The following is a 22,716-nucleotide window of genomic DNA, read 5'->3' as shown; positions in this document are numbered from 1 at the left end:
GAAATGAGTCGGAACCATGCGACTGCGCTCCTTCGCCCTGATCGCCGGCACCGCCTTCGCGGCGCTGCTCGGCGTCACCGCCCCCGTGGCGTCCGCCGCGGAACCGTCCTCCGACGTCCAGCCGATGATCATCGGCGGCCAGAACGCGACGAGCGGGCCGTGGGCGGCCAGGCTCTTCGCCAACGGCAGGCAGACCTGTACTTCGACGATCATCGCGCCGCAGTACATCCTGACCGCGAAGCACTGCGTGGCCAGCAGTGGCACGTTCACCTTCCGGATCGGCAGCCTCGACCAGCAGAGCGGCGGCACCATGGCCACCGGCTCCACCGTCACCCGGCACCCGAGCGCCGATCTCGCGATCGTGCGGCTAACCGCTCCGGTGAACGCCACGTACTCGCCGCTGGGCACCACCTCCAACGTCTCCGTCGGGCAGACCGTCCAGGTCTACGGCTGGGGCGCGACCAGCCAGTGCGGCTCGGAGATCAACTGCCAGTCCCGCTACCTGAAGGTCGCCAACGTGTCGGTCACGTCGGTCTCCTGCCGTGACTACAACGGCGGCATCGCCGTGTGCGCGCGCCGCGGCGACGGCATCACCGCCGGCGGGGACTCGGGCGGCCCGATGTTCGCCTCCGGCCGTCAGGTCGGCGTCGCGTCGACGAGCGACCGGCAGACGACGACCGCGTACACGAACATCACGCGGTACCGGCCCTGGATCCAGCAGATCGCCGGGGTCTGAGGCAGAAGGTGCCGCGAAAGCCACTTTCGGGACACCAGACGTCCCGAAAGTGGCTTTCGCGACACGCCGGGTTTGCTTTGTCGTAGAAAACGCCAAAGGGTCCTCCCCGGCGGTTGCCGGGGAGGACCCTTTGGGGGTTTCCCTAGTCGGGACGACCGACCTGGGTGTTCGACAGGTCGAGACCGATCGCGAAGTCGGCCGTGTAGCCGCTTCCGGTCTGCTGGGGACGCAGCAGCATCTGTGCCCCGCCGTTGCGGTAGATGGCGTCCCGGCTGTTGGTCGTGTCGGCCGGGCCTTTCCGCCGGTACGGGTCGGTCCGCAGATAGGCCGCGCCGAATTCGGGCGTGAAGTAGAGCTGTGAGGTGAACTCGTACGGCCTGCCGTTCGTGCCGACGGTGCGGATCTTGACGTGGATATGCAGCGTGCGTCCCGTGTACCACCCCGGAAGAATGGTGGTGAACCGGGCCGCTCCCGATTGGTCGGTGTTCTGATAACCGCGCAGGAAACGGCGGCCACGACTTCCCTGGGACGGAATGTCGGAATACAGACCGAACGCGTCGCACTGCCAGAGGTCGACCATGGCTCCCGGTAGAGGCGTGCACTGCTGCTGACGGATCTGCTGAACGGTGAAATTGATCGCCAGCGCGGTGCCGGGAACCAGTTGCCCGGTGGACGGCTCACTGCGGATATCGGAGCGGTTGAGCCGTTCGTCGACGAAGTACGGGCCCTCCATTTGTTCCGGCTTGACCACGCAGTCCAGCGTGCAGATATCGGGTGCGCCCGGGCTGGAGGTGGTGGCACTCGCGGTGGCGGATCCGGCGGCGGCGAGTGTCGCGCCGGCGGCGCCGAGGAGGATCAACGCCTGTCGCCTGCCGAGTACCCGGCCTACTGGCTCATCATCGTCATGCATGGGGTTCCTTTTCGCCAAATGATGGGAGTAAGGGAACTGCACGCGGCAAGAGTTGGCTGCAGGGTGTCGCGCGCATACGATTTTCCGACATGGACCGGCCGCTGTCGAGAAAGTTCACTCTCGTGCATCATACTTCGCAGCGGACACCATTCGCTGATGGGCCGAATTCGCGAACCGGTGCTACGGCATTTCGCCTACGACGTCTCGAAACCCTCTTGGGAAAGCTTGCGTGCCCGGTGGTTCGCCACATTGACGCGGTTTCCGCATAACCCCGGCATGCAATAGCGACGCCGTCCTGGGCGCGTCGTGTCGATGAACGCGCCCCGGCAGGTAGGCGCGCCACAGGCGCGGAACCGTTCCACGCCGAGAGACTGGACGACGCCGAGTATTCCGACGCCGCAAACCAGGGCCAGGGAATCCGCGACTTTCGCGCCAGGCCGGACCGAAACGGCCCACCGTGCGCTGCCGGTCAGAAGGGTGACGTCGCCGACCGAAGAGGTGAGCGCGGTGGCTCCGGCGACGAGGCGCGCCTGGTCCGGCTGGTCGACCAGATCGCGCACCGTGACGCGTAGCCGGTGAACGGCGCGAAGATCCCCGGGCCGGGTGGGCTCGGGCAATGAGCGAAGCTCGGCGAAGGCGGCGAGAGACGCCAGGTCGGACAGCTTGTCTTCGCCGCGCCAGACCTCTGGGGCGGTGTTGACCAGGTCGGTAGCGACACCCGCCGCCCAGACGTAATCGTCCAAAGCTACTTGCATCCCTTACCGACCTCTCGTACGTTCGCGGTCAACCGTCACTTTAACCCTTACCGGGAGGTTGTCCGTGGAGATCGACGCCCTGGTGTTCGACATACTCGGCACGCTCGTCGACGAACCGGCCGGGATTCGCGACGCGGTCCGGCGAGCCGCGCCGGATGCCGATGCGGATGAGCTGGCCGGCCGGTGGCTGGGCCACGTCGAGACCGAGCAGCGGCGCATCGTCGCGGGGGAGCGGCCGTACGCCCCGAGTGACGTCCTCGACCGCGAAGCGGCTCAGCTCACCACTAACACGGACGTGGTGCCGAAGCTCGAGCCCTGGCCAGACGTTGCCGAAGGACTGGCGAGGCTTGCCGAGCAGTACCCGATCATCGGGCTGTCCAACGCCGGCCGGTCGAGCCTGCTCCGGATCAACGCCCATGCCGGTCTCCGCTGGCATCAGGCACTCTCCGCCGAGGAGACGCGGACCTACAAGCCCGACCCGGCTGTTTACGAGCTGGCCGTCAAGGCCTCAGGTGCACCGCCGGAGCGGCTGTTGATGGTCGCCGCCCACGCGTGGGACCTGAGGGGAGCGCGGAGCGTCGGCCTTCGGACCGCGTACGTCGCCCGGCCCGTCGGAGACCCGCCCTCGGCGACGGACCGGTTCGATCTCCAGGCCGACGGCCTCGCCGATCTGGCCGTTCAGCTCGCAAAACCGCGGATGTGAGCAAAACTGTCGGTGCCTCCCGCTAGGTTCATCCCAGTCCCCACCGAGGCACCCCGCAAGGAGAAGATGCGTTGTCAGACTGGGAAAAAGCAAGCACGGCCAGGGTGTTGCCACCCGCTCGCCCGCGCAAGCTCGCGAAGGTTCCGTTCGTCGAACTGGCCGACGGACGGGTGCAGGGCGTGGTGTCCAGCGGGTCGGACATAGGCCGGGTGTACGTCTCCTCGGTCGCGGCGAGCACGTACGAATTCTCCTGCAGTACCAACAACAACCGGCCTTGTGGCGGGGCGCGGGGCATGTTCTGCAACCATATTCTCGCCCTGATCAACGAATCCACCCTTCAGTACGGTGCCGAGCGGGTAGCGCGGTACTTGCGCGTCGAGGTGGCGGAGCCGACCGCGCAGGCCATTTCCCAGACCATGAGCGCGACGCGTCCGTCTCAAGGCGACAGCGCAGCCGCCGCCTCCGTGTTCAGCCAGTTCTTGCGGCACTTGGCCTATCTCGAATTCGAGCCGTCGACGGCACCGGTGCCTGAGCTGCAGTGGTTCCCGCCGACGAGGGCGGTGGTCTGATGCGCGTCGATCTGCTCACCGATCCCATCGCCGGTCTCGACGAGGCGCTGGCGGTCGTCGACGCCTTCGACGACGTGCTCGTCACCGGCCTGCTCCGTCCACAGAGGATCGCCGGCCTGACCGAGCTGGCCGACGCCGTCGCCGGGTCACCGCTGGCGGCGCGGGTCGCGGAGGCAGCGGAGAAGACCGCTGCCGGTGCCGCGGGCGAGGAGCACTTCGTTTCCCTTGCGGCGGCGAGGATAGCGGTGTTCGGCTCCGTACACGACGCGGTTCTCACGCGGCTCGTCGAAGCGACCGGTCGTCCGCTGGGCGAAGACTCCGCCGGGCAGACCGCCGAGGCGGAATCGCCCAATCTTCTGGTCGCCGCACGGTCCTGGCTGGCCGATCTGGCCCGCGCGGGCTGGCAGGGTATCGACCACGACTTGATCTCGGCTTCGGCGCAGGTGATCTCCGCGCTGCTAGCGGAACCGAGTCTGCGCAGGTTGGCTGTCCTGCTCGACGGCTTCGCCGCGGAACTCGCGGCGTCCTGTCCCGGCGCGGCGCTGGAGCGGATCCCCGTCCGGCGCTGGGGCGACCTGTGGTCGCGCGGAATGCTGCTGACCCTGCCCGGGGCGGCGGCGACGCCGGCGATCGGCACGGTCACCGGCCGCCTGCTGCCCATCGGCGTCGACCTCCTGGAACATGCGACGGCCGCGCAGGCCCAGGTCCACGCCGTATTCGAGCCCGATGACGGCACCACCCCGCGGCTCGTGCGCGCGAACGTGACCGTGCCGAAGCCGGACACGATCATCGGCGCCGGGATCTGGCAGTTGCTGCGCCCGCACCTTTCGCTGCTCACGGCGATCGGTGAGGGCCGTTCGATGGACCTCGCCGACATGCCGGTCACCGCGGAGGGCGACCTGCTCTGGCGAGACGAACACGCTCGTCCGGGAGAGCCCGCGGACGCGTTCTCCACGGCGCGTGTCGCTCTGCCGAAGGCCGTCACGCCGACGGTCGCACCGCTGGATCGGCACCCGGCGCGGCTCGCCGTTCCTGTTTTCCTTGAGGGCTATGACATCGAAGGCGAAGAGGACACGCTCACGTTCACCTTCGCCGGAAATCGGCTTTCCGTCGAGACCGATCGCATCCCGGCCGCCGGCCCGCTGACACCGAAGGCGGTCGCGGGTTCGAGCGCGTGCATCGGCCTGATCCGGTGGGACGGCGGATTCCGCCTCCAGCCGCTCGCCGTCGAGACCACCGTGCGCAAGAAGACCACCGCCGTGCACGCCGGAGCCTGGGCAGGCGGCACCACGGACAAGGCCGGGGTGAAAGCCGAGAAGGCCGCCACCGACGCCGCGGCCGTGCTGCGCGAGCGCGCCGGAAGGCTGTTGCGGAAATGACCGAACCCGAGGACAACCGCCGCCAGGTCCTGTACTGGCGGCTGCTCGCCCGGCTCTTCGACGCCGAGGAACAGGCCACGCTCGAATCGGCGAGTGTCGCCGTGGTCGAGGACATCGGGCTGCCCTCCGCGGTGCTGGATCCGAACGTCGCGGTCGATTCGGTCGTCCAGCGTCATCCGGAGCTGGCCGCCGAGTTCGACGGGCTGATGGTCCCCGAAGCCGAGGACGGCCGGGACAAGGCCGCGGAAGTGCGGCGCGCGGCGCTCGTGTCGAAGGTGCTGCTGAACGTCTTCGCTCCGGCGCCGCCCACGGTGACGGCGGGGCAGCTGTCCCGCTGGCAGGCCGACGCGGGCTGGCTCGAGCGCGCGCTGGGGTGCCGCCCGGGCGAGCTGCGCGGAGGTCGTCCCGGCGGCGCCCCGACCGGCCTCGGCGGCACCGGCGGTGGCGCCGCGCCGGACTTGAGCACCCTGCTCCCGGCGATCGGTCCGGAGCTCGGCGGCATCGAGGCGGACCTCGTCAAACGGATGCATCTGCGTGAGGTCCTCGCCGACCCGGCGCTCGCGGCGAAGCTGACCCCGAGCATGTCGCTCATCGAACAGCTGTTGCGGGACAAGGACAACCTGTCGGGAGTGGCGCTGGCCAACGCAAAATCGCTCATCCGCCGCTACGTCGACGAGATCGCGGAGGTCCTGCGGACCCAGGTCGAGAAGGCCTCGACCGGCAAGGTGGACCGTTCGGTCCCGCCGAAGCGCGTGTTCCGCAATCTCGACCTCGATCGCACCATCTGGAAGAACCTCACCAACTGGAGCCCCGACGAGGAACGGCTCTACGTCGATCGCCTCTACTACAAGCAGACCGCGAAGAAGACCACGCCGCAGCGGCTCATCGCGGTGGTCGACCAGTCGGGCTCCATGGTGGACTCGATGGTCAACTGCGCGGTGCTGGCCTCGATCTTCGCCGGACTGCCCAAAGTGGACGTTCACCTGATCGCCTACGACACGCAGGCGCTCGACCTCACACCGTGGGTGCACGATCCGTTCGAAACACTGCTGCGCACCAACCTGGGCGGCGGCAACGACGGCATGGTCGCGATGGCGCTGACCCAGCCGAAGATCGCCGAACCCGCGAACACCGTCGTGGTGTGGATCTCCGACTTCTACGAGACCCGCGTCGAGCAGCTCTTCGAGAGCATGGCCGCGATCCACCGGTCCGGGGCGAAGTTCATCCCGGTCGGCTCGGTCACCAGTGCCGGCCGGGGCAGCGTGAACCCGTGGTTCCGCGAACGCTTCAAGGATCTCGGCACGCCGGTGATCTCCGGCCACATCACCAAGCTCGTGCACGAACTCAAGACTTTCCTCACCTCCTGAACCTCCCGAAAGGCAAGACATGTCCGACCTGTTGCGCGCCCCCGCCGAGATCAAGTACGCCGAAGAGCTGGACTGGCTGGAGTCGGTCGACGACAACCCCAAGCCGTTCGCCTGGCGCCTGTCCCCGAAGATGCTGCGCCTGTTCATCCTCGGTTCCGAGCGCGCCGACGGCCTCGACCGCGAGATCTCGCAGAAATGGTTCGGCGACCGGAACATCGTCGAGCGGGCAATCGTCACGCTCGCCTCGGACCGCGGCCTTCTGCTGATCGGCGACCCCGGCACCGGCAAGAGCTGGCTCGCCGAACTGCTGGCCGCGGCCATCTCCCGTAACTCCACGCTGGTCGTGCAGGGCACCGCCGGCACCACCGAGGACCACATCAAGTACTCGTGGAACGTCTCCATGGTGATCGCCAAGGGCCAGTCCCGCGAGTCGATGATCCCGTCGCCGATCATGACCGCGATGGAGGCGGGCTCGATCGGCCGTTTCGAGGAGCTGACCCGTTCCACCAGCGACGTGCAGGACGCGCTGATCTCGATCCTGTCGGAGAAGTACATCTCGGTACCGGAGCTGGACAGCGACGGCATCGTCTTCGCCAAACCCGGGTTCTCCGTGATCGCCACCGCCAACAGCCGTGACCGCGGCGTCAACGATCTGTCGTCCGCGCTCAAGCGCCGCTTCAACTTCGTCCGCATCCCGGTGGTGACCAACAAGAAGAGCGAGGCGGAGATCGTCCGCTTCCGCACCGAGGAACTCCTGCGCCGCCATCAGATCGAGCTGGACGTGCCGCCCACGCTGCTCGACGTGCTGTTGCGCAGCTTCGGCGACCTGCGTGCCGCGGCGGCGTCGGCGGGCAGCGACGACGAGAAGCTGGAGTCCGCGTTGTCCACCGCCGAGCAGATCGGCGTACTCGAAGACGCGGTGCTGCACAGCAACTTCTTCGGCGAACGCGAGCTGACCGCCCGCACGCTGGCGTCCTCGCTGGTCGGTTCGCTCGCCCGTCGCGAGCCGGAGGATCTGGCGATCCTCAACAAGTACCTGCACGGCGTCGTCGAGCCGCGCAGCAAGGACGAGGGCGGTGACTGGCCCGGGTTCCTCGACGGCGGCCGCGACGCGATCGCCTCCCTCTCGTGAGCGGCGCCTTCGAGGCGTTGCGCGGCCAGTTGCAGGAGGCCGCGGCCGCCTTCGCCGACGGGCCCGGTGCGCTGGAGGGCATCCTCCTCGGGCTCGTCGACGACGTCGATCGCGCGGTGCGCGAGCCGTTGGAGATCTTCCCGGTCTGCCACCATTCCCCGGCGTCGGCCGTGGCGATGGCACGGCGGCTGCGGGAGAAGCAGCCGAAGGTCGTCTACCTGGAACTGTGCGAAGACATGGCGCCGTTGCTGACCGAGCTGCGCAACTGCCGTCTCCCCGTGGCGGTCCAGGCCTTCGCGACGGACGTGAAGGGATTCCCCGCGGAGTGGGCGCCCTTGGCCGTGGTCGCGCCGATCACCGAAGCGTCGGCGGAGTACCAGGCGATCGCGTACGCCCTCGACACCCCGGGTGTCGAGCTCGTCCTCGTCGACCGGTCGGCGGATCATGTGTTCCAGTGGGACGAGCGTGAGCCGCCCTCCGATCCGGACGCGCCGCCCGCCGAGGAAGAGGCCGCGCTGCACGGTGACGCGGTCGGCGTCGAGATCGGCGATCTCCGGCCCCGGTTCGCCGAACTCGAGGAACACCTGCTGCGGCACGGGCGGGTGCGGCACTGGTCGGAGTGGTGGCACCAGTACGTCGAGCTGCCGCTCGGCGACAGCGACCACGACACCTACCGCCAGGTCATGTTCCTGATCGGCAGCCTGTTCCGCCGTCTCGCGCCGGGCGACACCCGGCGCGTCCGGGTCGACGAAGACCGCGAGCGCTACATGTGGACCCGGATGCGCGAGCACCTCGCCGCCTCGGGCGCGGATCCCGCGGACTGTCTCTACATCTGCGGCGCGTTCCACGCGGCCAGCCGGGTCGCGGAGTTCGGTGTCGACGGCACGGACGGCTTCGTGATCAGCCCGCGCAGCGAGAGCACGTGGCAGTACGGGCTCATCCCGTCGAGCCACGCCTCGATCGAGGCACAGTTCGGGCTCGCCGGGGGATCGGTGTCGATCGCCGCGACCGAGTGGGCGAAGAACCTCAAGCGCACCAAGGTGAAGCAGTTCCAGCTCGAAGGTCAGGTAGGCGGGCCGAAGCGGAAGAAGGCCGCGGCGCCGCCCGCGCCGGCGCCGGATCCGGTGGCAGTGGATCCATCGGACCAGCTTTCCGGCTTCCTGCAACGACCTCCGGTGCTCGACCGGCTGGACGAGGCGGAGCTGCTGGGCTGGTCGGTCGAGATCGTCCGGGCGGCGCGCCGCAACGGGTACCTTGCCTCGACGGCCGACGCCATCGCGGTGTTCGAGACCTCGATCCTGCTGGCGGGCCTGCGCGACCGGGCCAAGCCGACGCCGTACGACTTCCAGGACGCGGCGGTCACCTGTATCGAAAAGGACGTCGTGCCCGGCAGGCGCGACGTGCGCCGTCTCGTCGAGATCATGATGGGCGGCGACCGGATCGGCCAGGTCGGCTACGACGCGTTGCCGCCGTTGGCGCGCGACGTGCACGACAAGCTGGAGCCGCTGAACCTCAAGCTGCAGCAACGAGGTGTGCAGCGGGCGCTGCTCGACATCGCGTCGAGACCGGAGCTGGAGCCCTGCTCCGATCTCCTGTGGATGCTGCGCTACCTGATGCCGCGCGGCGCGGCGCGGCCGATCATGGGGGAGCGGCGGCTCGGCGAACGGCCGATCCAGGAGTCGTGGGATCTAGCGCTCGGCACTCACCAGCGGGCCCTCATCGAGCTGGGTTACGAGGGCGTCAGCGTCGAACAGGTGCTGGAGCAACGGCTTCGGCGAGCGGCCTACCATCCGCAGGCCACCGCCGCGAAGGTGCTCGGCGCGGTCGAGGACGCGACGCTCTACCTTCGCAGCGCCCGGCTGGCGGGGGAGCTGGGCACACGTGCCCTGGAGGTTCTGGCCACCGAACGCACCGTCGACGGCGCCCCGGAAGTGCTGCGACGGGTGCGGAGGCTGCTGGCGCATTACCGGACCAGCGAGCCGGTGCTGCCGCGGTGGATCGAGGACTTCGTGAAGACGGGGTACGCGCACTACTGCACGCTGCTCCCGGCCGCCTTCGCCGACGAGGAGGCCGGCGTCGAGCAGGTCGCCGCGATGCTGGGCTTCCTGTTCAGCATGGAGTCGCTCGCCCTGTCGCTGGGGTGCGACCGTACGCAGCTGGAGCTGGCGATCGCCGGATCGCATCCGGAGGAGCCGTCGAAGGTGGCGCTGTTGTGGGCGGCGCAGGTCCAGCTCGGCCGCCTCACGCGTGCCGAACTGCGTGAGCGGTGCGCCGGACTGCTGGCGAACCCGATGGTGCTGCCCGCCTATCCGCGTTACCTGAGCGGTTTCGTCCACGCGCTGGAACCGGCGCCCGGATTGGCCGACTTCGTCGTCGAGGCGGTGTCGAACGCTTTCGCCGAGCTACCGGACAAGTTGCTGCTGCCGTGGTTGCCGACGTTGATCACCACGTTGCGGTCCCGCGGCGCGGAGCTGGTGCCGCTGCTCGTGCGTGAGGCGGGCCGGATCTTCCCCGGGAGGCTCGCGGCGCTCGACGAATGGGTCCCGCCGTGGAAGGACCAGCCGGAACCCCGTGCGGTGACGAGGAAGACCGGGGGCGGCGGCCTCGCTTTGCTCGCAGCGCATCCGGCTTCCTGCGACGCCGTGGCGGGCTTGCTGGGCTGCGAGGAGCCGTGGGGGAGCGCAGCGCCCGCCGGCTTGGCGCTGCTCCAGCGGTATCCGGAGTCCGCCGCCGCGCTGGAGGAGGTGCTCACCGGAGTGTGAACCCGAGGGCGGTCGCCGGATGTCCGGCGACCGCCCGATCCGTCAGTCGGCGACCCAGCTGCCGTGGAAGCCCAGTGGCACCGGCCTCGGCAGGTGGATGCGGGCGAGTGGCTTGGCGGTGAAGTCCTGTGCCGCGAGGATCACCAGGTCCGAGGCGTTGCGGTCGGGATCGTTCACGTAGGCGAGGGCGTAACCGTCGTCCTCGGACTTGCTGCGGGACGACGGCACGAACACCGCTTCGCTCGCGTCGGCGCCCCGGCCGAAGCGGTGCACCTCTGACCGCCCGTTCCGCAGGTCGTGCTTGATCAGCGCGTTGCCGAAGGAACCGGAGGGCTTGTCCAGGTAGACGTCGAACAGTTCGCCGGGCGAGGCCGAGTATCCGTACCTGTGCCGCCGCGACACCAGGCTTTCGTTGACCCGCGGGAATTCCTGCGGCCGGTCGTCGAGGACACGGCGCCGGACCCGTCCCCGCGCGAGATCGATCGTCCAGCGCTCCAGCACCGGCGGGCCCGACGCCGACGGGCCGCCGAAGCCCTGCTTGCCCGCCACCTCGAACGGGGGAGGCATCGTGGTCAGGTCGATCACCACCGTCGAGCCCTGTTCGTAGGCGTTGAGCGTGTGCGAGTAGAAGACCGGATCCACCCCGAACCAGCGGACCGGGCCGCCGTCGCGGTTCATCACCCCGACCCTGGCCGGATGGTCCGGGTTCCACTTGTACGGCACCACCTTTCCCGGCCGCGGATCGAAGGTGACCGGCACGTCGAAGACGACCACGTAGTTCTCGGTGAGCCCGAAGTCGTGCATCATCGGGCTGTCGCTGACCGGGATCCGGGTGGTGCGAACGACTCGGCCGGTCCGGTCGACCATCAGATGCCGTACGTGATCCCACGTCGGGTGATAGGTCACCGCGTGCAGCTCGTCGGCGCGGGCGTCGAACTTGGTGTGCGCGGTGTAGGAACCCTGCAGCGAACCGCCGAAGTCGAACGGCCCCAACGTGTTCAGTTCGCCGTCGAGCTCGTACGGCGGTGCGCCGGACTCCTGAAGGGTGAGGATGCGGCCATGGTGGCCGATCACGTGCGTGTTCGGCGCGAAGTCCTCGGCGGGCACCGGCCACGGGTACCGCTCACCCAGTTTCGCCGCGACGCCGGACGAACGCACCCAGCGGTTGCGGTACCACTCGGCCTTCCCGTCGCGCAGCCGGACGCCGTGCACCATCCCCTCGCCCAGCATCCAGTGGTGGGCGCGCGGGTCTTCGAGCCCGAGCACGTTCGGCCCGGTGCGCAGATATCGCCCGCAAAGATCCTGGGGAATCCGGCCGGTGACCGGCAGGCCGAACGCGGTCACCTCCTCTTTCACCGGCTCGAAGGCGCCTTCGACGAACGGGTAGCGCGGATTCGGCGCGGCGAAGGCGGATTCGCTGCTCGCGAAGGTCGCGGCGGCTCCACCGATGGCAAGCGCGGCCGCCCCGCGGAGCACGTTCCGCCTGGTCGGTTCGGTCATGGTCGATCCCCCAGTTCGTCAAGTAACTGTGTATGCCATGAACAGTGTATGCCTTTACCTGTTTCGGGTGCAACAATGCGGACATGGACGACGTCGAGATCGAGCTGCTGCCGCCGGGCACCGCGCTGGCGTGGGGGCACACCCCGGCGCCCCGGCGCGGGCCGAAACCGGGATACAGCCTCGAACAGATCGTCGACGCGGCCATCGCGCAGGCGGACGCGGAGGGCTACGCGGCGCTGTCCATGCCGTCGATCGCCAAGCGGCTCGGTATCACCGCGAACGCGCTCTACCGGTACCTGAACTCCAAAGAGGAGTTACTCGTCCTGGTGGCCGAGGCGGCGTGGGGTCCGCCGCCGGAGCCGGCCTCCGGCGATTGGCGCGCGGCGGTCACCGCCTGGGCACGCGCACTCCTCGAACGCTGCCGTCGCCATCCGTGGCTGATCGACCTGCCGGTCCGGAGTGTGCCGAGTACGCCGAATCTGCTGGGGTGGCTGGAGAACTTCCTGGAGGGGATGGCGGGCTCGGGTCTGGGTGTCCAGGACGTGACCGGCTGCGCCGTCCTGGTCGACGGCTGGGTGCGCAGTACCGCTTCCTTGCTCCGGGACGTGAACGCGAGCCCGCCTGATCAGGTCCGCGCGCTGAGCGCTTTTCTCGGACCGCGCCTCGAAGAGCGGGGCTATGCGCGCGTCGCCGCCGTGGTTTCCGGCGAGGCGTACGGCGAAGAGGGCATGGAGGAGGCTGACGTCGAATTCGGCCTCGGCCGCATCCTGGACGGTATCGAGGCGCTCATCGAACGCCGGTGAACAACCCGTCGAGGCGGTAGTCGACGATCTCCGCCGCGCGCTCGGCCGTGTAGGTGTCGACCATGATCCCCGTGACGAGGCCGGCGGACATCGTCGCGAGCGCGTCCGCCTCGAGCCCGGCGTCGAGGTGGGCGGGGACGTCACCTTTCTCCTGGGCGGCCTGGAGCAGGCCGGCGATCGCGTGGACCAGGTGGGGCAGCAGTGGTTCCTGATCCGGATCCTGGCTCCCGCGCGTGACGTCGACGGCGAAGTACGCGATCTGGACCGCGGCCAGCATGCGGCGGCGCTCACCGTCCGGCAGGACGGCGGTCAGGTAGGCGCGCACGATGGCGCGTTCGTCCCCGGTCTTCATCGCCTCGCCGATGCTCTTCCCGGCGATCTCGGCGGTCAGTTCGACGACCCGCTGCCAGGCGAACCGCAGCATCTCCTCCTTGGTCGGGAAGTAGTACTGGACCAGGTTCATCGAGATGCCCGCCTCCGCGGCCACCGCACGCAGGGTGACCGCCTGCAGGCCTTGGGCGGCGGCGATCCGGAACAGGGCCTCCGCGATCTCGCGCCTGCGCTCTTGGTGGTCGACACGTTTCGGCACGCGATCACTCTGCCATGTCGGCGAGGGGTGGCCGGAACGACCACCCGCTGTTATGGTGCAAGTGCACCATAAAACTTCGAGGAGGTCCGATGCTGGGGGAATTCGTCGACAAGAAAGCCGAAGAGCGGTTCTTCGCGACCTATGACGCGATCCTGCGGAAGTGGCCGCTCCCCGCCGAGGAACTGGACATCGCGACGAGATTCGGCCCGACCCGGGTCCGCAGTTGCGGGCCGGACGACGGTCCGCCGATCGTGCTGCTTTCCGGGGGAATGGGCACGTCGCTGTCCTGGTACCCGCATATCGCCGAACTGGCCGCCCGGCACCGGATCCACGCCGTCGACTCGATCGGCGAGCCGGGGCGGTCGATCCAGACCGCGCCCATCGAGTCCACAGAGGACTGCGCGGACTGGCTCACCGAGATCGTCGACGGGGTGCTCGCGGGAACCGGCCACGAAAAGGTCCACCTCGCCGGCGTTTCGCGAGGCGGCTGGCTCGCCCTGAACCTCGCCACCCGGACGACCGACCGGATCGCCGGTGTGGTCGCTATCGAAGCCGCCGGATTCGGCGTGATCGACCGGAGCTTCATCTGGTGGAGCTTCCGGGAGATCTTCCTCTGGTTCCTGCCCAAGTGGGTCCTGCGGCTGGTGGCGTCCGGCGATCCGGACGTGCGGCACACCGTGCGGCCCTTGTTGTTCGCCGCGCTCAAGTACAAGCAGCATCTTCCTGAGATGCACCTGTTCGGCGACGACGAGTTGTCCAGGATCGACGTGCCCACCCGGATCATCGTCGCCGAACGCAGCGTCATCCTCCGCGCCCGCGAGGTGGCGGCACGGCTCGGCTCACTGAACCCGCACATCGAGGTCGAAGTCGTGCCCAAGACCACTCATGGGCTGTCCCTGGAGAAACCGGAGCTGGTCACCGCCCGGATCCTCGAGGCCGCGCATCACGCCGACGCGGCATCGTGACTCTCGGCTGGTGATCTGCCGGCTGGCGGGGGATTTCGCCGCGATGCGGCAAGGGATCCTCGGCGATCGCGTACCAGGCGCGGAGGTTGGCCGGTTTCCGCCAGTGCTCGGCGGTCTCGGCGACCTGATCGTGGACGTAGAGGGCGTGACTGACCGTCTCATGCCAGGAACTGACGAGTTGGTCGGGCGTTCGCAGGCCGCGGAAGATCTCCGCGTAGAGCCTGAGCAGGCAAGAGAGTGAATGCCGGGATGCCGCGAGCCATGGTTGTCCGGCCGCGTCGAGTCGGGCCGGGGTGGCGCCTTCGCAGACGGTGCACTCGCAGGACCAGAAATGGTGGATGTCCGGTGTGCCGGCGAAGATACGTTCACAGGTCTCGAGCCGGTGGTAGCTGAGTAGTCGAGTCACGAAGGCCGATACGCCAGGCGGTCGTGGGGAGCGGCGGGCCGTTGCCGGGTAGAGATGGCGAAGTGAACTACTCGTGCCCACGGCAGCGGTGTGTACGCCATGGCAGAGTGCGCCGATGGCGGAAACGTCGCACCGCAACAGGAAAACGGGAACACTCGCAGTGGCCAATACCTGGAGGAATCCCGTCAGAAGGTACTGGACCCCGAAGGGATCTTTGTCGTGTTCGAAGACGAACGCGACCGGCACTCCGTATTTGTTGATCTCCCTTGTGATCGCCACGTGAACCGGTGGACTGGAGAACCATTTCGTGGCGAGGGGAAGTACGGCGACGACCGGCGCGGTTTCCCTTGCTGCAGCCTTGAGGATCGTTCTCAATCCAGGCCAATCACGTGGTGCGAGGTATCCGGAGTCGGTGAGCGGCATCAATCCGAGGTCTCGCTGACGGCGGATCCAGGCAGGATGGGTTCCACGCCGTGCTGTGACCCTTCGTTTGCCGGAGTATCGATCCGCGTCGCACAGAATCGGGCCGCGGAATCCTTGATCACGGAGGCGCAGGACGGTGGACTCGGGAGAGGTGCCGGTGAGGACGATGCCCGCGTGTGCCTTGTCGGCGATATCGAGAATCGAATCCACCTTGGTCGACCTGCATTGGATCAACAGGCGCCCGCGGAGCGCGTCCAGCGAATGATCCATCCTTTCACGGTGAGGTACCTCGGCCAACGTGTCACCGGTCATCACACCGATGCCGGTCCCTGTCGCACTGAAAGAGCAAGAACCACTCACCCTTGGCGAGAAATGAGGCTCCTGTGAGTGGATCGGCGGGGCGGGCGCGGAGGCCCGTCACCGGCGGCGTCCGGCCGGGCGAAGGCTTTTCCGGTGCCGATGAGTATTGGGGCCTGAGGTGCGACGACCGGTGTTCGGCCGTCGCACCCGGGATGTGTTCAGGCCGCGGCCACCTGATCGGGCCATGACGGCGAACGGCCGAGCAGTGCGACGATCGTGTCCAAATCGGACTGTCCGGTCGCGTCGACGGCCGGGCCGAAGGCGGCGCCCGGAGCCGTCCGGTTCTTCCCGTCCGGGATCGCCTTGGCGAAACCCAGTCCGGCGTCGAGTACCTCTCGCTGGAACTCGAGTGGCAGGCCGAGGGTTTTGGCCACGTCCCAGGAGTGCACCAGGTAGTCGACGAAATGGAAGCCCAGCGCCTGCTCCGCGGTGAAAGTGACTTCGGTGGAGAACTCGGGAAGGGCGAACCTCCGATCGGCGAGGTCGTGGGGGACGAAGGAGTTCAGGACCCGGTTCACCGAGGCGCGGTAGGTGGCGACGGGGTCGTCGCCCAGCGGGAGCAGGCGCCAATTGTCGAGGTGGCTCTCGCCCTCGGCCGCGGCGGCGAAGCCGTGGTGCTGAGTGGTCATATGCGCCAGCAGGCCGTGCAGGGTCCAAGCGCTGCATGGGGTCGGCTTGACCAGATCCGCAGGGGTGATCTTGCTGACGAGGTCGAGGCTGGTCCGGGTCACCAGGGCGTCGAGGATGCGAAGTTCATCGATAGGCATGCGCATATCATCTACATGTGCGTACGAGTTCGTCAACCGGTTTCGCGAACGTGGTCGGTATGGTCTGCGCATGGCGGAGCAGGGGAGGCCGGATCTCGCGGCGATGCTCGGCGGGCTGATGCGACGGCTGATGAACGCCGAGACGCCGGTGCTGGCCGGGCACGGGTTGTCCATGTGGGGTTACGTGGTGCTGAGCGCGCTCGACGACGGACCCGTTCGCACGCAGGCCGCCCTCGCGAAGGCGATCGGGGCGGACAAGACCCGGATCATCGGCACCCTCGACAAACTCCAAGAGGACGGGCTGATCACCCGCGAGCCGGACCCGAAGGATCGCCGGGTTCGGCTGCTGGGGATCACCGAAGCCGGCCGTGCCGCGCGAAGGTCGGCCCAGTCGAACATCCAGGAGCAGGAGGAGCGGCTGCTCGGACAGCTTCCCGCCGCCGATCGCGAAGCCTTCCTTCGCGCCGCGCGTGTGCTGTCCGAAGCCGAGTGGCCGTGAGTCAGCGGCTTGTCAACGCCCGGAACGACGCCAGGAACTCCGGTTCGTAGTCCTCGTCGACGTGGTTGATGTTCCACAGTCCAGACGCGCGGACTTTCTCGCTTGTCGCGTACTGGCCGAGCCATCCTGCGCTGGGGCGATCGGTTGGGTCACGCCGGTTCGAGAGCAAAGAGATGCTGTTCCGTTCGATGTCGCCGCGCAGGCTGCTGCCGTCAGCTTCGGTGGGTACTGCCAGGCAGACGAACCGCATTCGACCGACGTACTCGCTCACCTGCCGCTCGATCTCGGTTTCGGCCGCGGCCCACTCGGGCAGACGGCGCTTGCCGGTCCACGCGGTGAGCAGATCGCCGGACCCCTGGTCGCGCTTGATCAACGCCGTTCCGACGTGACGGCGGAAGATCGACGCGCGATGGTTTCCGCTGCCTTTGAGCGTGCCGCGATGCTGGGCCAGACGTTGCCACAGCTTCGTCCGGCTACCGCTGCCCAGGCCGTGCGTGCCTACGCGCACCACCCGCGGAGACCCGTCGGTACGCAGCTCGCCGTCCTCGAAGAAGAAGTAGACGCCGTGACTCGGCCAGCCGTCTTTGGCGGTCGCCCCGTGCAGCCGTCGTGGAGTGCCCAACCTGCCGAGCAAGGCGTAGAACTCGGCGAGATCCGCGTCCCTCATCCCAGTTCCTCGACGACCATTCCGGCCGGATAGTCCGACGGTGACTGGCGCCACCACGCGCTGAAAGCCTGTGCCAGCCGTCGCGGCACCTCGACTTGTGCGCCACCGCCGTGGAAGTCGATCGTCACGAGCACGGCATCGATTTCCGAGGCGGCCCAAGGGATTCGCCGGATCAGTTTCGCGTAGTCGGCGCTGGCGGACACGAACGTGACCACCTTCGTCGCACCGATCCGGCGAGCCTCCTCGATGACTGCGTCTTCGAGCACACCGGACGGCCAGTCGGTGAGCTTCAGCTTCCGGTCATAGTAAGAGATCGGCTCGTCGGCACGCAGGATCCCGTAGCCGCCGCTGAGGATCAGCGTTCGCCCGTTTTCGACCGCCTCGCCCAGTGCGCTGCCGACATTCCGATAGAAGTTCCCGCTGTACCGGAGCCACGCGGGCCGCAAGCCACCGCTGTCGACCTTCGACTTCACCAGGACATCGGCCCGGGCGCGAAGCAGCGGTTCCGGCCAGGCGGTCCCGGTTCCAGCGGCCTCCCCACCTCGGTTCTTACCCTTCGAACAGCCGAGGATCGTCAGTGCTTCACGCGGATCGATCGCGTTCAGAACGGTCACCGGAGAACTCTAAAGTGTCGGCCCAACCCCTCGCTGACCGGACGCTGATCGGTCCCGGGCATGCTGGAGGGACCAGACCGCGGAAGGAGGACCATGTCGCCACTCGTCGTGCACGGCCTGTGGTCCCGTGGCCGCGGGATCGTGCTCTGGGGCGAGCACGGCGACCGTCCGGCGACGACGTCGATGCGGCCGTCGAGCGCGGCCCGGCCGCATCCGTTCGCCGCGTCGGTCGCGGATCTGACCGCGTTGCACCCCGGCAAACCGGCGTCGGCCGTCCTGCTGCTTCCGTCGCGGCGCGGCGGCCCCGTCGCCTCGCCCGAATTGGGCGTCCGCGGTCGTCCGCAACAGGAGCTGACGCTGGAACCCTGGTCGGTGCCCGCGCTCCTGGTCGACCCGTCGGAGCTGGAGGACCTGGCCGAGACGGTCGGCTACGGCACCTCGGTCCGCCATCTGCGCGCCGTCGTCCGGCTGGCGGACGATCTGGTGCGCCGCGGCCGGGTGCTGCCCACGCTCGTGCGTGACGAGATCGTGGCGCGGGCGCGCTGGCGGCCTGTCGCCAGGGGCGGTGACGCGGTCGCGGTCCGGGCGCTGATCGCGGCCACGCCGCCGGTCGGCCGGGCCGAACATCCCGGGCCGGATCCGGCGGCGCTCGTCAGCGACGCGCTCCACACCCTGGTCGACGCCGCGGTCCGCGATCGCCTCGCCGCCGCCGGGCACGTCACGGAAAGCGACGGCCGCGAGGGCCCGTTCGGGTCGTGGCTCCACGCGCTGAAGAGCGCGGACGACCGGATCGGCCAGGCGCCGGGGCGCATGAGCATCGTCGCCGAGGGCATCACCGCCTGGGACGCCGTCGGCGACACCGATCTGACCGAGGGCACCGTCTGCTTCCGGCTCGACGAGGTTCCCACGCTGCACGGCCCGGCCGACGACCCCGACGACCAAACCGGCGACGGGACCAAGTGGCAGCTGCGGTTCCTCCTGCGCTCCACCGCCGACCCGAGCCTCCTGCTCCCGGCGGAAGACGTCTGGTCCGGCAAGGCCGGTGCCAAGTTCACCGATCCCGAGGGCCTGTTCAGCGCCGAGCTGGAGCGCGCCGCCGGCGTGCTGCCGCTGCTCGGCCCCGCGGTCGAGGTGGAGAAGCCGGGCAGCTACGACCTCACCGTCGCCGAAACCGTGGAGTTCCTCGACGGCGGCGCGGACCGGCTGGTGGCGGCCGGATTCGACGTCCAGCTTCCGGCGAGCTGGGGCGGCAGGCGCAAGCTCGCGCTCAAGCTCTCGGTCCGCGGCGCGCCGGTCGACCAGGCCGCCGTGCACCGCCTCGGGCGTCACCAGCTCGCCTCCTACCGCTGGGCGCTCGCGGTCGGGGAGGACGCGCTGACCGACGAAGAACTCGCCGGGCTCGCGGCCGCGAAGTCGTCACTGGTCCGGTTGCGCGGCCGCTGGGTGAGCGTGGACCCCGAACTGCTGCGCGCCGGCCTCGAATACCTCCGCCGCGACCCGGATCGCGAGAAGCCGCCGCTGCCCACCCCGGCGGACCTGCTGGCGTTGCTCCGCGGCGGCTTCGAAACACCGCTGCCGGTCACCGAGGTCACCACCGACGGCTGGATCGACGACTTCCTCGCCGGCCGAGTTCAGCGCACGATCGAGCCGGTCGAGCCGCCGCCGACATTCCTGGCGACCCTGCGGCCGTACCAGAGCCGCGGTGTCGCATGGCTTTCGTTCATGACGTCGATCGGGCTCGGGGCCTGCCTCGCCGACGACATGGGGCTGGGCAAGACCGTCCAGCTGCTCGCACTCGAAGCGATCGAGCGGGCACTGGGCGACCGGCGGCCGACCCTCCTGGTCTGCCCGATGTCGCTGCTCGGGACGTGGCAACGGGAAGCGGCCAAATTCGCGCCGGAACTACGCGTGCACATCCACCACGGCGCGGATCGCGGACGCGTGCGGACCGAGGGCGCGGACCTGGTCGTCACCACCTACTCGACCGCCGCCCGCGACGCCGACGAACTCGCGGCCATCCGATGGCACCGGCTCGTGCTCGACGAGGCGCAGGCGGTCAAGAACCAGAACACCGGGCCCGCGCAGGCCCTGCGCCGGATCCCCGCCGGGCACCGGATCGCGCTGACCGGGACCCCGGTGGAGAACCGGCTCGCTGATCTGTGGTCGCTTTCGGATCTGCTCAACCCCGGTGTGCTCGGGGGCAGGCAGGAGTTCCGCGAGCGGTTCGAGGTGCCCATCGAGCGCCGGGGCGATCTCGCCGCGGCCACCGAATTGCGCCGGCTGACCCGGCCGTTCCTGTTGCGGCGCCTCAAAACCGATCCCACCGTGCTCGCCGATCTTCCCGAGAAGATCGAGATACTCCAGGAGTACCGACTCACCCGCGAGCAGGTGACGCTGTACCGCGCCACCGTGGACGAGATGATGACCAAGATCGCCGACAGCGCCGGGGTCAAACGGCGCGGCAACATCCTGGCGGCGATCACCAAGCTCAAGCAGATCTGCAACCACCCCGCGCATCTGCTGCACGACGGCTCGCCGATCGGGCACCGCTCCGGCAAGGTCAACCGGCTCGAAGAGCTGCTGGCGGAGATCCTGGACGCCGGTGATCGCGCGTTGTGCTTCACTCAGTTCGCGGAATTCGGGCACCTGCTCGTACCGCATCTTTCGCATCGGCTGAACGCGAAGATCGCCTTCCTGCACGGCGGCCTTTCGCAGCGGCGCCGCGACTCCATCGTCGAGCACTTCCAGTCGGGCGAGGGCCCGTCGATCCTGCTCGCGTCACTGAAGACCGGGGGAGCGGGGCTGACGCTCACCGCGGCCACCCACGTCCTGCATCTCGACCGGTGGTGGAATCCGGCGGTCGAGGAGCAGGCCACCGACCGCGCCTTCCGGATCGGCCAGCGGCACAGCGTCCAGGTGCGGAAGTTCGTCTGCCCCGGCACCATCGAGGAACGGATCGACGCCGTCATCACGAAGAAGGAGGCGCTGGCAGGCCTCGTCGTCACCGACGGGGAGGACTGGCTCACGGAGCTGTCCACCGATTCGCTGCGCGAGGTCTTCGCGCTCGGGCGGGAGGCGGTCGATGACTGACGGATTCCGCCGGGCGCTCGGCGAACTGGGTGTCCACAAAGGACTTGTGCCGCCCTGCCGGGTCGACACGCTCACGATCGGTCCCGGCGCCGCGGTCGCGGTCGTCCGGGTGACCCGGCAACGGTTCTACGACGTCCGCATCGGGCTGCCGACGTTCGGCAAGCAGGTGTGGACGGCGGTCGCCGCCGCCATCGTCGCGGACGAGGCCGCGAAGACGGCCTTGCTCGACGGCCGGGTCCCGGACGATATCGATCGCTTCTTCGCCGCCGAGCAGGTGCCGCTGTTCCCCGAGGCGGCGTGGGAGCTGTCGCTGGACTGCACCTGCCCCGGCACCCGCGTTCCCTGCGATCACCTCGTCGCCGGGCTGATCGCGCTCGAGGAGGAGGCGGACCCGTTCGCGATCTTCGCGCTCCGCGGACGCGACCGCACGGCCTTGCTCGAAGAGATCGGGCGGCAGGCGGGCGCCCGGGTGACCGCCCCGCCGGCGGAGACCGAGACCCCAGCGCTCGACGAGGTGATGGACGACTTCTTCGGCTGGGGCCCGGCCGGCGACGTCACGAACATGCGACGCCCGCGGGCCGGGGATCCCTTGGGACTGCTCGATGAGGTCCCGCCACTGAAGGCCGCAGTGGACGGAACCTCGGTCACCGCCCTGCTGCGGCCGCTCTACCGGGCGATCACCGGTCAGGCGAAGTAGGCGCCGACGAGCTCGTCGTCCACTTCGGACAGCGTGGCGGGGGACCATTTCGGGGAGCGGTCCTTGTCGATGATCTGCGCTCGGATCCCCTCGGCGAACTCGGCGGTCGAGAGCGCGTGGGTCGAGATCCGGAGTTCCTGCGCCAGCGCGGTTTCCAGATCGGGCATCGCGGCGGCCGACCGCAGTGCCCGCAGGGTCACCTTCAGCGCGGTCGGCGACTTCGCCTCGATCTCCTTGGCCGCGGTGGCCGCGGCGTCACCTTCGGCGTGGAGCCTGGCCAGGATCTCCTCGACGGTGTCCGCCGCGTAGCACCGATCGATCCAGCCGGCGTCCATGGCCAGCGTGCTCGGCGGCGCGGGTTCGGCGACCAGCTCCAGCGCGTCGTCCGGTGTGCGGGCCGCCAGCGCGTCGAGCAGGTCCGGGATCCGTTCGCTGGGCACGAAATGGTCGGCCAGTCCACAGTGGATCGCGTCGGGCCCCGAGATCGCGCCGGCGGTGAGCGCCATATGCGTCCCGAGTTCGCCGGGCGTGCGGGACAACAGGTACGTGCCGCCGACGTCCGGGACGAAGCCGATCCCGGTCTCGGGCATGCCGACCCGGGAGCGTTCGGTGACGATCCGATGGCTGCCGTGCGCGGAGACGCCGACCCCGCCGCCCATGACGAGCCCGTCCATCAGCGCGAGGTAGGGCTTCGGATAGCGCGAGATCACGGTGTTGAGGCGATATTCGTCGGCCCAGAACCGCAGGGACGCGGTGCCTCCACCTCGGGCATCCTCGTAGATGGCGCGGATGTCGCCGCCCGCGCAGAGCCCGCGATCACCGGCGCCGTCGATCAGCACGGCGCGGACACCCGGGTCGGTGCGCCACGCTTCGAGGTGGTCGAGCATGGCGAGGACCATGCCGTGGTTCAGCGAGTTCAGCGCACGCGGCCGGTTCAGCGTGATCCGGCCGATTCCGCTCTCGACGAGGAATTGGACGTCGTTCACGAAGCCACCCTAAAAGTCGGAAGTCCGACCATGTGGA

Annotated in this window: 21 protein-coding genes; 12 read left to right on the top strand and 9 right to left on the bottom strand. The window is 68.9% G+C overall.

Going from position 1 to position 22,716, the window contains the following annotated elements; genetic code table 11:
- Nucleotides 1-16 precede the first annotated feature (16 nt).
- The gene (locus tag NQK81_RS05260) at nucleotides 17-736 is read left to right on the top strand and encodes a S1 family peptidase (protein ID WP_257487284.1); all 720 of its coding nucleotides are present in this window, start codon (nucleotides 17-19) and stop codon (nucleotides 734-736) included.
- Between the two features lie 142 nt (nucleotides 737-878).
- Here the strand turns inward: NQK81_RS05260 and NQK81_RS05255 are convergent, their stop codons facing one another.
- A complete protein-coding gene (locus tag NQK81_RS05255; RefSeq protein WP_257487283.1) occupies nucleotides 879-1,688 on the bottom strand; it encodes a dioxygenase family protein in 810 nt (269 codons plus the stop codon).
- A 152-nt stretch (nucleotides 1,689-1,840) separates the two neighbouring features.
- Nucleotides 1,841-2,401, bottom strand: a complete 561-nt coding sequence (locus NQK81_RS05250; protein WP_257487282.1) for a CGNR zinc finger domain-containing protein — start codon at nucleotides 2,399-2,401, stop codon at nucleotides 1,841-1,843.
- Between the two features lie 64 nt (nucleotides 2,402-2,465).
- On the opposite strand from NQK81_RS05250, the gene NQK81_RS05245 reads away from it, so the two are divergent.
- The 6 genes from NQK81_RS05245 to NQK81_RS05220 all read left to right on the top strand — a co-directional run bounded on the left by NQK81_RS05245 (nucleotide 2,466) and on the right by NQK81_RS05220 (nucleotide 10,313).
- Nucleotides 2,466-3,104, top strand: coding sequence for a haloacid dehalogenase type II (locus NQK81_RS05245; RefSeq protein WP_257487281.1), 639 nt, complete (start codon nucleotides 2,466-2,468; stop codon nucleotides 3,102-3,104).
- A gap of 71 nt (nucleotides 3,105-3,175) precedes the next feature.
- Complete coding sequence (locus tag NQK81_RS05240; protein ID WP_257487280.1) at nucleotides 3,176-3,673, top strand: hypothetical protein; 498 nt, start codon at nucleotides 3,176-3,178, stop codon at nucleotides 3,671-3,673.
- A complete protein-coding gene (locus NQK81_RS05235) occupies nucleotides 3,673-5,052 on the top strand; it encodes a hypothetical protein (RefSeq protein WP_257487279.1) in 1,380 nt (459 codons plus the stop codon). Before NQK81_RS05240 ends, NQK81_RS05235 begins: the two co-directional genes overlap by 1 nt.
- Complete coding sequence (locus tag NQK81_RS05230) at nucleotides 5,049-6,419, top strand: VWA domain-containing protein (RefSeq protein ID WP_257487278.1); 1,371 nt, start codon at nucleotides 5,049-5,051, stop codon at nucleotides 6,417-6,419. Before NQK81_RS05235 ends, NQK81_RS05230 begins: the two co-directional genes overlap by 4 nt.
- A gap of 19 nt (nucleotides 6,420-6,438) precedes the next feature.
- Nucleotides 6,439-7,551, top strand: coding sequence for an ATP-binding protein (locus NQK81_RS05225; RefSeq protein ID WP_126736964.1), 1,113 nt, complete (start codon nucleotides 6,439-6,441; stop codon nucleotides 7,549-7,551).
- Nucleotides 7,548-10,313 carry a DUF5682 family protein gene (locus tag NQK81_RS05220; RefSeq protein WP_257487277.1) on the top strand — a complete coding sequence of 922 codons (2,766 nt, stop codon included), beginning with the start codon at nucleotides 7,548-7,550 and terminating at the stop codon, nucleotides 10,311-10,313. The genes NQK81_RS05225 and NQK81_RS05220 overlap by 4 nt, the downstream gene beginning before the upstream one ends.
- A gap of 42 nt (nucleotides 10,314-10,355) precedes the next feature.
- Here NQK81_RS05220 and NQK81_RS05215 read toward each other — a convergent pair whose 3' ends face one another.
- A complete protein-coding gene (locus NQK81_RS05215; protein ID WP_257487276.1) occupies nucleotides 10,356-11,813 on the bottom strand; it encodes a carotenoid oxygenase family protein in 1,458 nt (485 codons plus the stop codon).
- 83 nt (nucleotides 11,814-11,896) lie between these two features.
- On the opposite strand from NQK81_RS05215, the gene NQK81_RS05210 reads away from it, so the two are divergent.
- The gene (locus tag NQK81_RS05210) at nucleotides 11,897-12,616 is read left to right on the top strand and encodes a TetR/AcrR family transcriptional regulator (RefSeq protein WP_257487275.1); all 720 of its coding nucleotides are present in this window, start codon (nucleotides 11,897-11,899) and stop codon (nucleotides 12,614-12,616) included.
- Here NQK81_RS05210 and NQK81_RS05205 read toward each other — a convergent pair.
- Nucleotides 12,600-13,205, bottom strand: a complete 606-nt coding sequence (locus NQK81_RS05205) for a TetR/AcrR family transcriptional regulator (RefSeq protein ID WP_257487274.1) — start codon at nucleotides 13,203-13,205, stop codon at nucleotides 12,600-12,602. The genes NQK81_RS05210 and NQK81_RS05205 overlap by 17 nt on opposite strands.
- Before the next feature lie 89 nt (nucleotides 13,206-13,294).
- On the opposite strand from NQK81_RS05205, the gene NQK81_RS05200 reads away from it, so the two are divergent.
- Nucleotides 13,295-14,170 carry an alpha/beta fold hydrolase gene (locus NQK81_RS05200; protein WP_257487273.1) on the top strand — a complete coding sequence of 292 codons (876 nt, stop codon included), beginning with the start codon at nucleotides 13,295-13,297 and terminating at the stop codon, nucleotides 14,168-14,170.
- Here the strand turns inward: NQK81_RS05200 and NQK81_RS05195 are convergent.
- Together NQK81_RS05195 and NQK81_RS05190 are read right to left on the bottom strand one after the other, a co-directional pair.
- Nucleotides 14,121-15,269 (bottom strand): hypothetical protein, encoded by a 1,149-nt coding sequence (locus tag NQK81_RS05195; RefSeq protein ID WP_257487272.1) that lies wholly within the window; start codon nucleotides 15,267-15,269, stop codon nucleotides 14,121-14,123. The genes NQK81_RS05200 and NQK81_RS05195 overlap by 50 nt on opposite strands.
- Before the next feature lie 248 nt (nucleotides 15,270-15,517).
- A complete protein-coding gene (locus NQK81_RS05190; RefSeq protein ID WP_257487271.1) occupies nucleotides 15,518-16,126 on the bottom strand; it encodes a TIGR03086 family metal-binding protein in 609 nt (202 codons plus the stop codon).
- 70 nt (nucleotides 16,127-16,196) lie between these two features.
- On the opposite strand from NQK81_RS05190, the gene NQK81_RS05185 reads away from it, so the two are divergent.
- Nucleotides 16,197-16,625, top strand: coding sequence for a MarR family winged helix-turn-helix transcriptional regulator (locus NQK81_RS05185; RefSeq protein ID WP_257487270.1), 429 nt, complete (start codon nucleotides 16,197-16,199; stop codon nucleotides 16,623-16,625).
- Between the two features lies 1 nt (nucleotide 16,626).
- On the opposite strand, the gene NQK81_RS05180 is transcribed toward NQK81_RS05185, so the two are convergent.
- Both NQK81_RS05180 and NQK81_RS05175 read right to left on the bottom strand, forming a co-directional pair.
- Nucleotides 16,627-17,292, bottom strand: a complete 666-nt coding sequence (locus tag NQK81_RS05180; protein ID WP_257487269.1) for a GIY-YIG domain-containing protein — start codon at nucleotides 17,290-17,292, stop codon at nucleotides 16,627-16,629.
- Nucleotides 17,289-17,906 carry a YaaA family protein gene (locus NQK81_RS05175; protein ID WP_257487268.1) on the bottom strand — a complete coding sequence of 206 codons (618 nt, stop codon included), beginning with the start codon at nucleotides 17,904-17,906 and terminating at the stop codon, nucleotides 17,289-17,291. The genes NQK81_RS05180 and NQK81_RS05175 overlap by 4 nt, the downstream gene beginning before the upstream one ends.
- A gap of 93 nt (nucleotides 17,907-17,999) precedes the next feature.
- Between NQK81_RS05175 and NQK81_RS05170 the strand changes: the two genes are divergently transcribed.
- Nucleotides 18,000-20,996 carry a DEAD/DEAH box helicase gene (locus tag NQK81_RS05170; RefSeq protein ID WP_257487267.1) on the top strand — a complete coding sequence of 999 codons (2,997 nt, stop codon included), beginning with the start codon at nucleotides 18,000-18,002 and terminating at the stop codon, nucleotides 20,994-20,996.
- Complete coding sequence (locus NQK81_RS05165) at nucleotides 20,989-21,693, top strand: SWIM zinc finger family protein (protein ID WP_257487266.1); 705 nt, start codon at nucleotides 20,989-20,991, stop codon at nucleotides 21,691-21,693. Before NQK81_RS05170 ends, NQK81_RS05165 begins: the two co-directional genes overlap by 8 nt.
- On the opposite strand, the gene NQK81_RS05160 is transcribed toward NQK81_RS05165, so the two are convergent.
- Nucleotides 21,681-22,679 carry an enoyl-CoA hydratase/isomerase family protein gene (locus tag NQK81_RS05160; protein ID WP_257487265.1) on the bottom strand — a complete coding sequence of 333 codons (999 nt, stop codon included), beginning with the start codon at nucleotides 22,677-22,679 and terminating at the stop codon, nucleotides 21,681-21,683. The two genes, NQK81_RS05165 and NQK81_RS05160, sit on opposite strands and share 13 nt — an antisense overlap.
- Nucleotides 22,680-22,716: the final 37 nt, after the last annotated feature.

This window comes from Amycolatopsis roodepoortensis (genome assembly GCF_024628825.1).
In the GTDB taxonomy this organism is placed as follows: Bacteria; Actinomycetota; Actinomycetes; order Mycobacteriales; family Pseudonocardiaceae; genus Amycolatopsis; species Amycolatopsis roodepoortensis.
Note: the sequence above shows the minus strand (reverse complement) of the source record. Positions and strands in the feature narration are given on the sequence as shown.